The following is a 13,858-nucleotide window of genomic DNA, read 5'->3' as shown; positions in this document are numbered from 1 at the left end:
GCCTGCTCCTCGACCCCGCGCGAGGGGGAGGACGCGCCCGCTTCCCGCGGCGGCATGTTCCGCTCGCTGCGGGAGCGCAACTACCGCTACTACGCCGCGGGCCAGGTCGTCTCGCTGACCGGCACGTGGATGCAGCGGGCCGCGCAGGACTGGCTCGTGCTGGAGCTCTCCGGCGGCAGCCCGGCCGCGCTCGGCGTGGCCGTGGCGCTGCAGTTCCTGCCCACCCTGGTGCTGACGCTGTGGGCCGGGGGCATCGCCGACCGCTTCGACAAGCGCCGCCTGCTCGTGGCCACGCAGAGCGCCATGGGGCTGTGCGGGGTGCTGCTCGGCCTGCTCGACCTCGGCGGCGCGGCCGAGCTGTGGCACGTCTACGCGCTGGCGGGGCTGCTCGGGTGCTTCGCCGCGGTGGACACGCCGGTGCGGCAGTCCTTCGTCGTGGAGATGGTGGGGCGGGAGCAGCTCGCCAACGCGGTCGCGCTGAACTCGATGACGTTCAACCTCGCGCGCGTGGTCGGTCCGGCCCTGGCGGGCGTGCTCATCACCGTCGTCGGCACCGGCTGGGTGTTCCTCGCGAACGGGGTCAGCTCGGCCGCGGTCGTCGGCGGACTGCTGCTGATGACCCCCGCCGAGCTGCGCCGGACACCGCCGGCCCCGGCCGAGCGGGGTCGCGTGCGGGCCGGGTTGCGCTACGTGCGGCGCCGGCCCGACCTCCTCGTCGTGCTGGCGCTGGTGTTCTGCGTCGGCACGTTCGGGATGAACTTCGAGAACTCCTTCGCCGTCATCGCGCGGAACCTGTTCGACCGCGACGCCGACTCCTACGGGTTGCTGGTCACGATGCTCGCCGTCGGCACCCTGGCCGGCGCGACCGCGGCCGCGCGGCGCGGCGAGGGGCCGCGGCTGCGCACGCTGGTCGTCGCGGCGGTGGCCTTCGGCGCGCTGGAGACCACAGCCGCGCTGATGCCGACCTACGCGACGTTCGCGGCCGCGCTGGTGCCGTTGGGCGTGGCGCTGCTGCTGTTCACCACGAGCGCGAACGCCACCGTGCAGCTGGGGGTGGAGCCGGAGGTGCGCGGCCGGGTGATGGGCCTGTACATGCTGCTGTTCCTCGGTGGCAAGCCGCTCGGCGGGCTGACCTCGGGGTGGTTGCAGGAGGTGCTCGGTGCGCGCTCGCCGATCCTGCTGGGCGGGCTGGTCACGCTGGTCTGCGCGCTCCTCGGCTGGATCGCGCTGATGCGGATCGCGCGAACCCCATTGCCAAAGTCGGCAGGTTAGGCTAACCTAATACATGTCCGCTTCGTGGTGGGAGCGGCAGTCAGTTCGGGAACTGGTCGATCCCCGGTCCCGGTGTTCGCGCCGGGGCCGGGGATCGGTCGCGTTCGGGGGCGTTGCGCAGGCTTCCGCGGGTTGCTCCGCGTGCGAGGACCCGCTGCTGCGGCGGACGTTCTGACGTGACGAAGCACTGCCGGGCGGCCGTCGCGCTCGGGCGGGGGCCGCAGCGGAACCGGGGCCGGCTCCTGGGGAGGAACCGGCCCCGGTCACGGCGGTGGGCTTGTCGGAGCACTCACCGCCGGGCTCGTGCGCTCGGTGATCGCGCGTGGCTGCCCGGTGTCGGGGATCCCGGAGCGAGGTCTCGCCGGAGGTTCCGCTGCCGGATCCGCCGCGCCAGCCGATCCGCGGGATCCCGTTCTGCTGCCCCTCCGCCGTGCGCGGGGTCCAGCGGCTCCGCGATCACCAGCGATCACTCGGGCAGCCGCAGGCCGTTGTGGCCGGCGCGCGCGTCGGCGAAGCGGCGGGCGACCTCCTCCCAGTTGACGACGTTCCACAGGTGCTTGATGTAGTCCGCCTTCACGTTGCGGTACTGCAGGTAGTAGGCGTGCTCCCACACGTCGAACACGAGCAGCGGCGTCGTCGTGATCACCAGGTTCGAGTGGTGGTCCTTCAGCTGCTGGGTGATGAGCCGCTGGCCGACCGGGTCCCAGGCGAGCATGCCCCAGCCGTTGCCCTGGATGGTCGTGGAGACGGCCTCCATCTGGGCGCGGAACTGGTCGAAGGAGCCGAAGTGCTCGTCGATGGCGTCGGCGAGATCGCCGGTGGGCTTGTCCCCGCCGTCCGGGCTGAGGATCTTCCACCAGATCTTGTGCAGGGAGTGGCCCCCGAGGTTGAACGCCAGCGTCGTCTCCAGGCCGACGATGGAGGAGTAGTCCCCCTGCTCACGCGCTTCCTGGATGCGCTCGATCGTGTCGTTGGCGCCCTTGACGTAGGTCGCGTGGTGCTTGCTGTGGTGCAGTTCGTTGATCTCGCCCGAGATCGCCGGCTCCAGCGCGGCGTAGTCGTAGTCCAGATCCGGCAGGACGTACTGCGGCATGGAGTCCTCCAATCGACTGTCGCCATCATGGCGCTGTTGCAAAAAGATGGCAACTACATCGTGCCAAACGAGGTGTTGCTCTCACCCGGCGATCTCGGAACTGCCGGTTGTTGCCGCTCTGCGCTGGGAGGACCGTGATTCGCGGGGGATTCGGGCCCGTTGACCGGCGCATCCCTCTTCGGCAGGATCGGCGTGGTCCGCTCGGCGGGGGAAGTCCGGTGCGAACCCGGCGCTGACCCGCAACGGTGTGCCGCGCGCGGCGCGGCGAGCCCGAATGCCCGCCGGGGCGGACGGCTCCCACGACCGTCGCGGTCCGCGGTCGGAGCCCGGGCGCGGCGCACTCCGCCGCAGGCCGGGTTCGCCCGGGCCGCACCGCCGCCCCGGAAGGTACGATGCGCGCCCTGCTCGCCCTGCTGACCGTCGGACTGCTGGCCACCGCCTGCGGCGCGCCCGCCGAGGAGGCCGCCTCCCGCGGCGGCGAGCGGGTCGACAACTGCGGCCGCGCGGAGGTCTTCGACGAACCCCCGCAGCGCGTGCTCAGCCTCAACCAGCACGCCACGGAGATCCTCCTCGCCCTCGGGCTCGGCGACCGCATCGTGGGCACGGCCTTCCCGGACGACCGCGCGCCGCCCCCGGAGATCGCCGCGGAGTACGCGCAGGTCCCCGTGGTCGCCCCGAAGTACCCCTCCGCGGAGCGGATCCTGCAGATCGAGCCGGACCTGGTGGTCGGCGGCTACGCCAGCGCCTTCGACGAGACCGAGGGGCGCGGCCGCGACGCGCTGGAGGAGCTCGGCATCCCCGCCCTGCTGCTCAGCGAGTCCTGCATGCAGCGCCCGGCCGGGATGGACGCGCTGCTCGACGACATCCGCATGTTCGGCCGGGTGCTCGACCTGGAGGACGGCGCCGCGCGCCTCGCCGCGGACATCCGCGGGCGGGTGCAGGCGGTGCAGCGCCGCGTCGCCGACGAGGAGCCGGTCGACGTGTTCGTCTACGACTCGGGCGAGCAGGCGCCCATGACGCTGGGCGGGCGGGGCGTCGGCAACGACGCGGTGCGCCGGGCCGGCGGGCGCAACGTCTTCGCCGACGTCCCGCAGGCCTTCGCCGACGTCAGCTGGGAGCAGGTGGCCGCGCGGAAGCCGGACGCGATCGTGCTGGTCGACTACCTCGCCGAGCCCGTCGAGGGCAAGCGCGCCTACCTGTCCGGGCATCCGCTGGTCGGGCGCACCCCGGCCGCGCGCGCAGGCCGGTTCAGCACCATCCCGCTGGTGGAGCTGACCGAGGGCATCCGCTTCCCGGGCGCGGTGGAGCGGCTCGCCGCCGACCTGCACGGGGCGCCGTGATCCGCCGCCGCGCCTTGTTCGTCCACACCGGACTCGTGTTCGCGCTGTTCGCCGGCGCGGCACTGGCGGTCTCGCTCGGCTCGGTGCACCTGCCCCTGGCGCAGGTGTGGCACGTCCTCGCCGACCGGCTCGTGCCCGGAGTCGACTCGGACGCCTCGGTGGTGCGCGAGGCGATCGTGTGGAACTCCCGCCTGCCCCGGGTGGTCACCGGCGCCGTCGTCGGCGCCTCCCTCGCCCTCGCCGGCGGCATCGCGCAACTGGTCACCGCCAACCCGATGGCCGATCCGTACCTGCTGGGCATCTCCCAGGGCGGCGGGTTCGGCATCGCCCTGGTGACCGTGCTCGGGATCGGCTCGGGAGCGCTGGGCGCGGCCACCCAGCCGGTGGCCGCGTTCCTCGGCGGGCTGGCCGCGCTGAGCGCGGTGCTCGTGGTGGCGGGCCGCTCCGGGTCGGTGACCGCTCTCGTGCTCGGCGGGCTGGCCGCGGGCCAGGTGGCGGGAGCGCTGACCTCGCTGGTGCTGTACCTGGCGGCCACGGGGGAGGAGGCCAAGCAGGTCATGTTCTGGTCCGCCGGCGGGCTCGGCGCGGCCCGGTGGGAACTGCTCGGCGCCCCGGCCGCCGTGCTCGGGGTGGCGCTGTGCGCGGCGCTGCTGTCCGGGCGGTGGATGAACCTGCTGCACGCCGGTGACGACGGGGCCGCGGCGCTGGGGCTGAACGCGCGGCGGTTCCGGGTGCTGGCGCTGATCGGGATCTCCCTGCTCGGCGGGGCCTCGGTCGCCGTGGCCGGCGGGATCGCGTTCGTCGGCCTGCTCGTGCCGCACGCGGCGACGTTCCTGGTCGGTTCGGAAGCCCGTGCCATGCTGGGGGTTTCGGCGCTGCTGGGGGCGGTGTTCCTGGTGCTGGCCGATCTCGCCGCCCGGGTGCTGTTCGCGCCGGCGGAACTGCCCGTGGGTGTGCTGACCGCCCTGGTCGGCGGTCCGCTGTTCCTGCTGATGCTGCGGAGCCACCGGAGGAGCGGATGAGCGTGCGCGTGCGCGGTGCCCGGGTGGACCTCGGCGGCCGCAGCGTCGTGTCCGATGTGGACCTCGATGTCGCTGCCGGGGAGGTGCTCGGGCTCGTCGGGCCGAACGGCAGCGGCAAGACGAGCCTGCTGCGGACCCTGTACCGGGCGGTGGAACCCGCGGCGGGGGTGGTCGAGGTCGCGGGCCGGGACGTGACCTCGGTGCCGCGGCGGGAGCACGCGCGCACCCTCGCCGCCACCACGCAGGAACCGCAGGACCGGGCGGCGTTCTCGGTGCGCGAGGTGGTCGCGCAGGGCAGGGTCGCGCACCTCGGGCTGCTGGAGCGGATGGGCGGGGGCGACCGCGGCGTCGTCGAGCAGGCCCTGCGCACGACCGAGCTGGACGAGCAGGCGGACCGGGACGTGCGCACCCTCTCCGGCGGTGAGCGGCAACGGGTGGCGATCGCGCGCGCCCTGGCCCAGCGCCCCCGCGTGCTCGTGCTGGACGAGCCGACCAACCACCTCGACCTGCGGCACCAGTACGCGGTGCTCGAACTGCTGCGGCGGCTGGCCGCGGAGGGCATGGCGGTGCTGCTGACGCTGCACGACCTGCGGCAGGCGGTGGAGTTCTGCGACCGGCTCGTGGTGCTGTCCGAGGGGCGCGTCGCGGCCACCGGGCAGCCGGGGGAGGTGCTGGGCGAGACGCTGCTGGCCGAGGTGTTCGGCGTGCGGGGCGCGTGGAGCGCTCCGGCGGCACCCCGAGCCTGCGCGTCGACGGCGCGCTGCCCCGCCCCTGACTCCCCGTTCGCCCCCGTCCCGCCCGTCCTCTCCCCGGCACGCCCGCGGCGACCCGCTCCTTCCGGTGGGGTGCGTGCATTTCGCGGGAAGTGTTCACCGGGGAGCCGGTAGTGGCCAGGTGTGCACCGGTTCGCCGCCCTCGGCACACTCCACGTAGCGGTGCAGCATGTCCGCCAGGGCCTGGTGCCGGCCGCGACCGCGGGACTCCAGCGCGGCCACCGTGTCGCGCTGCCAGGAGGCCCCGTTCTGCCGCTGCACGCAGCGCTGCTCGATCACGTCCAGGTACCGCTGCCGGCACTCGTCCGACACGCCGCAGTCGCGCAGGCCCTCGTGCGCCAGCGGCAGCAGCACCCGCAGCGCGAGCTCGTCGGGCGAGACCCAGCCGACCCGCGGCCAGTACAGCGAGGCGTCCATCCCGTGCCGCGCGCCGCCGTAGAAGTTCTCCGCGGCCGCGGCGAAGGACATCTCGGTCCACAATGGCCGGTCTTGTTCGGTGAGCGCGCGCTGCACCCCGTAGAAGAACGCCGCGTTCGCGACGATGTCGATGATGGACGGACCGGCGGGCAGCACGCGGTTCTCCACGCGCAGGTGCGGAACCCCGTCCACCAGGTCGTACACCGGCCGGTTCCACCGCCACACCGTCCCGTTGTGCAGCCGCAGCTCGGCCAGCGCCGGCGCGCGCCCCGCGTCGAGCGCGGCCAGCGGGTCCTCGTGCTCGGGCTCCGGCACGAGCGCCGGGAAGTAGCGCACGTTCTCCTCGAACAGGTCGAAGATCGACGTGATCCAGCGCTCGCCGAACCACACCCGCGGGCGCACCCCCTGGTTCTTCAGCTCCTCGGGGCGGGTGTCGGTGGCCTGCTGGAACAGCGGCACCCGCGTCTCCTGCCACAGCGCCTTGCCGAGCAGGAAGGGGGAGTTCGCGCCGATCGCGACCTGCACCCCGGCCAGGCACTGCGCCGCGTTCCAGTGCGCGGCGAAGTCCTCCGGCGCGACCTGCAGGTGCAGCTGCACCGAGGTGCACGCCGACTCCGGCAGGATCGAACTGGAGTAGGAGCGCAACCGCTCGCCGCCCTGCTCGCCGAGCGGGGTGCCCTCCACGTCCAGCAGCATCTCCTCGCCCCTGGCCTGCAGGATCTGCTGGTTGAGCAGCGAGTACCGGGAGCCGCGCGACAACCAGTGCGGGTCGAAGTGCGACCGCGCCAACGTCGGCAGCGTGCCGATCATGACGATCGTGGCGCCCGCGTCCCGCGCCCCGCTGCCGGCCTCGGACAGCGACGCCCGCAGCGTGCGCTCCAGCTCGTGCGCGCTGTCCCCCGCCAGCACCTGGGGAGGAACGTTGAACTCCATGGTCTGCTGGCCGAGTTCCGTGGTGAACGACGGGTCCGCGATCTTCTCCAGCACGGTGTCGTTCGTCATCGAGGGGGCCATCTCGTCGTCGACGAGGCTCAACTCCACCTCGACGCCCATCTGCTGGTGCGGGAAGGAGAAGGTGCCGTCGGCGAGCATCCGCGCCAGCGCGTCGAGCCCCCGGTGCATCTTGTCCCGGTAGCGTTGCCGATCGATGGAGGTGAACGTCTGCTGCCGCACGTCGCGTCCCATGCCGTCTCCCCGTGGGTCGTGTTGGCGGGCAGCGCGCAGCGCTGGAAGTTCACGGTGGCATACGCGTACCCGGGCTGACAGCGGCCAAAACGGTGGTGTGCCGGGAATCCGGACGGCGCAGCGCTGACTCCGCTGCGCGCGCACGGTCAGCGCGCAGCAGGACTTCGCCGGGGTGTTCTGCGCGCGGTTCCCCGCGCCCCGCGGCGAAGCGCCGGGCGTTCGCCGCCCCGCTCGTCGAGCGGGCGGAGGCGACGCGCCGGGGCCGAAGGCCGCGCGGGCGAGCTCGGGTGACCCGCCCGGCGGGCGGGGACGCGCTCAACCGGGGCCTGCCCGCCGCGGCGTGCTCGGAGGTGCCGCCGCGGAGGCGGCCCGCCCGGCGAGCGGGGGCGCGGTCAGCTCCCGCTGGAGACCTGCTCCTGCTCCTGCTCGGCGGGCTCGCGCGAGCGGCGGGTCACCGGCGTCTGCGACTGGGCGGCGCGGCCGAACACCAGGAACATCACCGTCGCCGCCAGCACCACGGCGAACATCACCGTCACCATCGGCACCGCGGTGTCCGTCCCGCCCAGGCCGACCAGCGGGGCCGCCAGCGCGCCCACCAGGAACTGGCACACGCCCAGCAGCGCCGAGGCCGTGCCCGACACCTCGCGGTGCTCGCCCAGCGCCAGCATCGTCGTGTTCGGCATGACGAAGCCCAGGCTGGCGATCATCACGAACAGGGCCGGCAGCAGCACGCTCAGCGGCGCGCCCAGCAGCGCGGCGCCCACCAGCGCCGCCCCGGCGACCGAGGCGGCCACCAGCGCGGCCAGCAGCAGCTGCTTCTCGTTGGCTATCCGCCCGACCAGGCGCGCGTTGACCTGCCCGGCCAGCACGAGCCCGATCGCGTTCATCCCGAACACGAGGCTGTAGGTCTGCGGCGACATGCCGTAGATGTCCTGCAGCACGTACGACGAGCCGGAGACGTAGGCGAACATCGCGGCCATGCCCAACCCGCCGGTCAGCGCGTTGCCGAAGAAGGAACCGCGGCGCAGCAGCGAACCGATCGTGCGGAAGGTGGCGCCGAAGTGGGCGGGCTGGCGCCATTCCGGCGGTTTCGTCTCCGGCAGCAGGGTTCCCGCGATCACGAACAGCAGCGTGCCCAGCGCGGTGAGCACGACGAACACCCCGCGCCAGGTGGTGTGCGCCAGCACCTGGCCGCCGATGACCGGCGCGAGGATCGGGGCGAGTCCGGTGACCAGCATCAGCGAGGAGAAGAAGCGGGCGGCCTCCACGCCGCCGTAGAGGTCGCGCACGGCCGCGCGGGCGATCACCATGCCCGCAGCGGCACCCAGGCCCTGCAGGAACCGCAGGAGGGCCAGCGCGTACACCGAGCCGGACAGCGCGCACAGCACGGACGCGGCGATGTAGACGGCCAGGCCGATCAGCAGCGGTTTGCGCCGCCCCACGGCATCGCTGATCGACCCGGCGAGCAGCTGCCCGAGCGCGAGTCCGATCAGCACCGTCGTCAGGGTCAGCTGGCCCTGCGCGTCGGTCGCTTGCAGCTCCGTGGTGAGGCTCGGCAGGGCCGGCAGGTACATGTCGATCGACAACGGGCCGAAAGCCGTTAACCCGCCCAGGATCAGCGCGAACCGCACCTTGCGGGACAGCCGCGAGTTGTCGACCGCTTCCCGCTCGCTCGTCACCATGTCGCTCCTCGCCGGATCGGTTGCTTGGCGAAACCAATGGCCGCAACCACCCACAACACCACGGGTGCCGTTGTTATGCCAGGTATTTCCGCGGCGCCGTGTGAGCTACCTCATCGCTGCTCCGCACGGCGGTGCGCGCGGGGCCGTTCGGCCGTGCACGACTGGTGCGCGAGGTCCGCGCGCGGTGCGGGAAAATGGCCGCGTGGCGCACAGTGTCGAGATCACCGACCCCGCGGACTCCCGCGTGGACGACTTCCGCGACCTCTCCCGCGCGGACCGCAGGCCGGACCGGCCCGGCGGGCGCGGGCTCGTCATCGCCGAGGGGGTCGTGGTGGTGCAACGCCTGGTCGACTCGCCCTACCCGGTGCGGGCCGTGTTCGGCGTGCAGCGGCGCATCGACGAACTGTCCACAGTGCTCGACGAGGTGGACGCCCCGGTCTACGCCGCCACCGCCGACGTCATGGCGCAGGTCGTCGGCTTCCACCTCAACCGCGGCGTGCTCGCCGTCGCCGACCGCGCACCCGCCCCGGAGCCGCGCGAGCTCGTCTCCGCGGCGCGCCGCCTGGCCGTGTTCGAAGGCGTCGGCGACCACGAGAACCTCGGCGTGCTGTTCCGCAACGCCGCCGCCCTCGGCCTCGACGGGGTGCTGCTCGGCGCGGGCTGCCCCGACCCGCTCTACCGGCGCGGCGTGCGCGTGTCCATGGGCCACGTGCTGCGCGTGCCCTTCGCCCGGCTGGAGAGCTGGCCGGACGACCTCGCCCTGCTCCGCGGAGCCGGGTTCCGCCTCGCCGCCCTCACCCCGGCTGCGGACGCGGTGCCGCTCGCGCAGGCCGGGCTCGACGCCGGACCGGCCGCCGTGCTGCTCGGCTCGGAAGGACCCGGGTTGACGGAGGGGGCGATGGCGGCCGCGGACGTGCGCGTGCGCATCCCCATCTCCAGCGCGGTGGACTCGCTCAACGTCGCCACCGCGGGCGCCATCGCGTTCCACGCGATGAACCCGGACCCGGCATGACGGCGGCCACCCGGTCTCCGCCGTCCGTCTCGGGAGGTCGGGGGCTGCTGGGAGCAGGTGGTCACCCGATGTCGGGGATCCCGCAGCGAGGCCTCGCCGGAACCCGCTACACCGGCCGATCCGCGAACTCCCTAAGGTTGGCGGCAGGACGCAGCGTTCAGGAGCGTGCACCGGGATGAGCAGCCGAACAGCGGGCTGGGAACTGGCCGCGGACGAGCGGGGCGCTGTGCTGCGCCGCGCCGGGCGCGAGTACGACCCGTCCGCGCTGCCGCTGTCCGGGTCCGTGGTCCGCGCGCTCCGCGAGTGGGCGGAGGTGGTCGCCGACCTCGGCGGGACCGCCGCGGGCCCCGGTGGGCCCGGCCGTCAGGACGCGTCCGCCACCGGCGCGGCGGCGGAGCGCGAGATGACCACCGGCGTGGCGACCGGTGAGGCGGCCGGTGAGCCCGCCACCGACGAGGCCGCTGCCGCCGTGCTCACCGACCGCTCCCGCGCGCTCGCCGCGCGCGTGGCCGCCGAACTCGGCGCCGAGGTGGACTGCGCCGACCCGCTGTCCGGCCGGGTGCTGCGCGCCGGTCCGGAGACGTCCGCGCAGCAGCCCGCGGGGGAGCCCGTGCCGTGGGGGCCGGGGCTGTTCGTCAGCCTCGTGCTCGGCGCGATCGTCACCGTCGTCCTCGTCGTCGTCTCCCGCGGGCTGGCCGACGTGAGCGCGGTGCTCGCCGTCATCGTCAACCTCGCCGTCGCCGCCGGCTTCGCGCCGTCGGTGTGGGTCGGCAGCGGAGTCCCCACCTGGCGGTGGGTCGCCTGGGGCACGGGCGGCGGTGTGCTCGCCGCGTGGGCGGCCCTGCTGCTGAGCCTGCTGGGCGGGTGACCGGCACCGTCCACCCGCCCCGCTGCGCCGGTCGACCCGCGCCTCAGCGGTGCGAGCGGACGCCGAGGAGCACGTCCTCCCAGGAGGGCACCATCGGGTGGCTCTTGCGGCCCGGCGCGTCGGAGGATTCGGCCTCGGCCTCGGCCTGCTCCGCCGGGGCCTCCTCGGGCTCGTCCGGCTCGGCGGGCTCGTCCTCCCCCGGCACCGCAGCCGCGGTCTCCGCCGGTGCGCTGCGCTCCCCGGGTCGGTCCCACGCCATGGGCGCGGCGCGCCGGTAGGCCTCGGCCCCGCCCGACTCGCTCGTCGGCTCGGCCGCGGCCGCGGACGCACCGGCGGCCCGCGCGGTGCCCAGCCCGGGCACCGGCGGCACGGCGGGCGTGGTGACGCCGGGGGCCTCGGCGGGCTCCGCGTCCTCGGCCGCGACCTCCTCGCTCCCGGCCTCCTCGGTGACCAGCTGCGTGGACTCCTGCGGATCGAGTTCGAGCGCTTCGCGGGCCAGCTCCGTCACCGGCCGCACGGTGCGCAGCGGGCGGTTGGGGGAGGGGTCGAGCAGGTCGGCCGCGTGGTCGTCCAACGCCGCCACGGTGCCGCCCTGCGCCCCGGGGTGGAACACCCAATGCGCGGCGTTCTCGGACTTGCCGGCAGACCACTCGAGGCGGACGACCCACTTGTTGTCCTCGCCGCGCCAGGCGTCCCAGGTCGCGTCGTTGTAGTCGTGCCCGCGCATGCCGAAGGTGTGCGCGACGACCTCGCCGAGCGTCTGCACGTCGGGACCGTCCTCGCGCACCGGGTGGCCCCGCTGGGCGAGCTCGGCGATCTGCGCGCGCTCCAGCAGCACCGGGTGGGCGTAGCGCTCGACCCGCGCCTCCGAGATGCCCGCGTCCTCGGCGACCTGCCGCGTCGTCGCGCCGGAGCGGATGCGCGCCTGGATCTCCCGCGGGCGGATCTGCGCCTCCAGCTCGATCTGCACCTGGCCGAGTCGCGTCAGATCGCCCCGGGCCGCGGCCCGCAGGCGTTCGTCGGCGGGCACGGTGAACCGCTCGCCGTTGTCCGGGTCCTCGCAGATGACGGATTCGCCGTCTTCGTCGAGCCCGACCACTCGCAGCGCCCGCATATGCCAGCCTCCTGTGTCGTGCGGGACACCCCGCCCCGGGTTCACGCGGGACGACGCACCGCGGTGTCACGACGGAGCCGTCACCCCGGGCGCCCCCGGCGCCGGTGTGCGGCGACGGCGTCGCGGACGTTCCGCCCGCCGCGGCCGCTGAGCGCGCTGCCTGCCGGCTCAGCGGTCACGGGCGTGACGGTCCGCCCGTTCCCGGACGTGCATATCGGCTCCCGTCGCCTACCTGTCACCAGTCTGTGACCCTACCCCGGCGCGCCGTCTTGACGGGGCGGCGCGCCGGGCGTGGCGCCACGATCTGACACGTCCGATCTTGCCCCAACCAGGCCGGGTTGGCGAACGCGCAGAACTACTCAGTTCCTCCCGGCGGGCGTGCCCAGCACACCGGGAGGAACTGTGGCGTCCCGCTGACCAGGAGGTTCAGCTGAGCTGCTCGACGATCCAGTCGATGCTGCGGGTAAGGGCGGTCACATCGTCCGGCTCGATCGCCGGGAACGTGCCGATGCGCAGCTGGTTGCGTCCCAGCTTGCGGTACGGCTCGGTGTCCACGATGCCGTTGGCGCGCAGCGCCTTGGCCACCGCCGCCGCGTCCACCGACTCGTCGAAGTCGACGGTGCAGACGACCTGCGAGCGCTTGGTCGGGTCGCTGACGAACGGCGTGGTCCAGGAGGTGGACTCGGCCCAGGAGTACAGCCGCTGCGAGGACTCGGCGGTGCGCTTGGTGCACCAGTCCAGCCCGCCCTGGGCGTTCATCCACTCGATCTGCTCGGCGAGCAGGAACAGCGTGGCCACGGCGGGGGTGTTGTAGGTCTGCTCCTTGCGGGAGTTGTCCAGCGCCGTGGTCAGCGACAGGAACTCGGGGATCCACCGGTCGGACTCGCCGATCTCGGTGATCCGCTCCTGCGCGGCCGGGCTCACCGCGGCCAGCCACAGGCCGCCGTCGGAGGCGAAGCACTTCTGCGGCGCGAAGTAGTACACGTCCACGTCGCGCGGGTCGAACGCCAGACCGCCGGCGCCGGAGGTGGCGTCCACGGCGATGAGGGCGTGCTCCGAGCCCGCCGGGCGGCTCGGGGGCAGCATCACACCGGTGGAGGTCTCGTTGTGCGCCCAGGCGATGAGGTCGGCATCGGGGTCGGCGACCGGGGTCGGGGCGTCACCGGGCTCGGCGGAGACGACCTTCGGCTCGGCCAGGAACGGGGTCCTGGCCGCCTTGGCGAACTTCGAGGTGAACTCGCCGTACTCGAGGTGCAGGGAGCGTTCGCGGATGAGGCCGAGCGTCGCGGCGTCCCAGAACGCGGTGGTGCCGCCGACGCCGGTCAGCACCTCGTAGCCCTCGGGCAGCGAGAACAGCTCGCGGAGCCCCTGCCGGACGCGTGCGACCAGGTCCTTGACCGGTTTCTGCCGGTGGGAGGTCCCCATCACCGAGGCGCCGGCGTCGGCGAGTCGGGTGAGCTGCTCCTCGCGCACCTTGGACGGGCCGCAGCCGAAGCGGCCGTCGCGGGGCTTGAGCTCCTCGGGCAGTCGCAGCGTCGTCGGGTCCGCGGTTTCGGCCTGGGTCATGCCGGCGCCTCCGATTCGTCGGTTCGCGCGGTGGTGTCCGCGCGGTGGTCATGTCACCGGCGCCGTTGCCGGGTTCGCGGCTCTACCGCAGCGCGTCCCGGGCGTCAGCCCGTCGTGGATGTCGCGGCGCGCCGGTGCTCAGTTGGACGCAGCGGGCGCCGCGCTGCCGCGGCCAGCCGTGCGGCAACTTACTGCGTTACGTCCCGTTCACCAAACACTGCCCGTCGCACTTTCAGCGTATCCCCAGTGCAGCGGCGATGTGATGAGGATCCCGGCCGCTCGCCGCGGCCGGCGGGACTCGCCGGGAATGTCCACCCGGACGTGTGTGGGAAGGGTCACTGCATCGTTTGCGGAATCGATGTGGGGACCGCCGCCGATTCGGCCGCGCCGCGCGCGGCGTCTACGGTCGAGCGGGTGGCCGGCGCGACTTCGGTTCGCGCCGGCCACGAGTGACTCGTACCGTGCGCTGCACGCGGCCGCCCCGGGCCCGGGCGGCGGGCCGCTGCGGCGTCGC

At 73.9% G+C, this 13,858-nt stretch carries 11 protein-coding genes; 6 read left to right on the top strand and 5 right to left on the bottom strand.

All coding sequences use genetic code 11. The features are described from left to right. Window positions 1-54: 54 nt before the first annotated feature. Complete coding sequence (locus ACYVJE_RS02410; protein ID WP_461143155.1) at window positions 55-1,272, top strand: MFS transporter; 1,218 nt, start codon at window positions 55-57, stop codon at window positions 1,270-1,272. A gap of 466 nt (window positions 1,273-1,738) precedes the next feature. On the opposite strand, the gene ACYVJE_RS02405 is transcribed toward ACYVJE_RS02410, so the two are convergent. Continuing rightward, window positions 1,739-2,365, bottom strand: coding sequence for a superoxide dismutase (locus ACYVJE_RS02405; protein ID WP_461143053.1), 627 nt, complete (start codon window positions 2,363-2,365; stop codon window positions 1,739-1,741). 392 nt (window positions 2,366-2,757) lie between these two features. On the opposite strand from ACYVJE_RS02405, the gene ACYVJE_RS02400 reads away from it, so the two are divergent. From ACYVJE_RS02400 to ACYVJE_RS02390, 3 genes are read left to right on the top strand one after another with little or no spacing between them, the layout of a single operon-like run. After that, window positions 2,758-3,705, top strand: a complete 948-nt coding sequence (locus ACYVJE_RS02400; protein ID WP_461143052.1) for an ABC transporter substrate-binding protein — start codon at window positions 2,758-2,760, stop codon at window positions 3,703-3,705. Beyond that, entirely contained in the window at window positions 3,702-4,727 is a 1,026-nt protein-coding gene (locus ACYVJE_RS02395) for a FecCD family ABC transporter permease (protein ID WP_461143051.1), read from the top strand. Before ACYVJE_RS02400 ends, ACYVJE_RS02395 begins: the two co-directional genes overlap by 4 nt. Further along, the gene (locus tag ACYVJE_RS02390) at window positions 4,724-5,614 is read left to right on the top strand and encodes an ABC transporter ATP-binding protein (RefSeq protein WP_461143050.1); all 891 of its coding nucleotides are present in this window, start codon (window positions 4,724-4,726) and stop codon (window positions 5,612-5,614) included. Before ACYVJE_RS02395 ends, ACYVJE_RS02390 begins: the two co-directional genes overlap by 4 nt. On the opposite strand, the gene ACYVJE_RS02385 is transcribed toward ACYVJE_RS02390, so the two are convergent. Beyond that, window positions 5,597-7,102 (bottom strand): glutamate-cysteine ligase family protein, encoded by a 1,506-nt coding sequence (locus ACYVJE_RS02385; RefSeq protein WP_461143049.1) that lies wholly within the window; start codon window positions 7,100-7,102, stop codon window positions 5,597-5,599. The two genes, ACYVJE_RS02390 and ACYVJE_RS02385, sit on opposite strands and share 18 nt — an antisense overlap. 392 nt (window positions 7,103-7,494) lie before the next feature. After that, a complete protein-coding gene (locus tag ACYVJE_RS02380) occupies window positions 7,495-8,784 on the bottom strand; it encodes a multidrug effflux MFS transporter (protein WP_461143048.1) in 1,290 nt (429 codons plus the stop codon). A gap of 202 nt (window positions 8,785-8,986) precedes the next feature. Between ACYVJE_RS02380 and ACYVJE_RS02375 the strand changes: the two genes are divergently transcribed. Further along, window positions 8,987-9,796 carry a TrmH family RNA methyltransferase gene (locus ACYVJE_RS02375; RefSeq protein WP_461143047.1) on the top strand — a complete coding sequence of 270 codons (810 nt, stop codon included), beginning with the start codon at window positions 8,987-8,989 and terminating at the stop codon, window positions 9,794-9,796. Between the two features lie 175 nt (window positions 9,797-9,971). Beyond that, a complete protein-coding gene (locus ACYVJE_RS02370; RefSeq protein ID WP_461143046.1) occupies window positions 9,972-10,664 on the top strand; it encodes a DUF2537 domain-containing protein in 693 nt (230 codons plus the stop codon). Between the two features lie 43 nt (window positions 10,665-10,707). Here the strand turns inward: ACYVJE_RS02370 and sepH are convergent, their stop codons facing one another. After that, complete coding sequence (sepH, locus tag ACYVJE_RS02365) at window positions 10,708-11,778, bottom strand: septation protein SepH (RefSeq protein ID WP_461143045.1); 1,071 nt, start codon at window positions 11,776-11,778, stop codon at window positions 10,708-10,710. A gap of 426 nt (window positions 11,779-12,204) precedes the next feature. Next, a complete protein-coding gene (gene serC, locus ACYVJE_RS02360) occupies window positions 12,205-13,344 on the bottom strand; it encodes a phosphoserine transaminase (RefSeq protein WP_461143044.1) in 1,140 nt (379 codons plus the stop codon). Window positions 13,345-13,858: the final 514 nt, after the last annotated feature.

This window comes from Salinifilum aidingensis (genome assembly GCF_054782015.1).
This window is presented reverse-complemented; position numbering and strand designations above follow the sequence as displayed.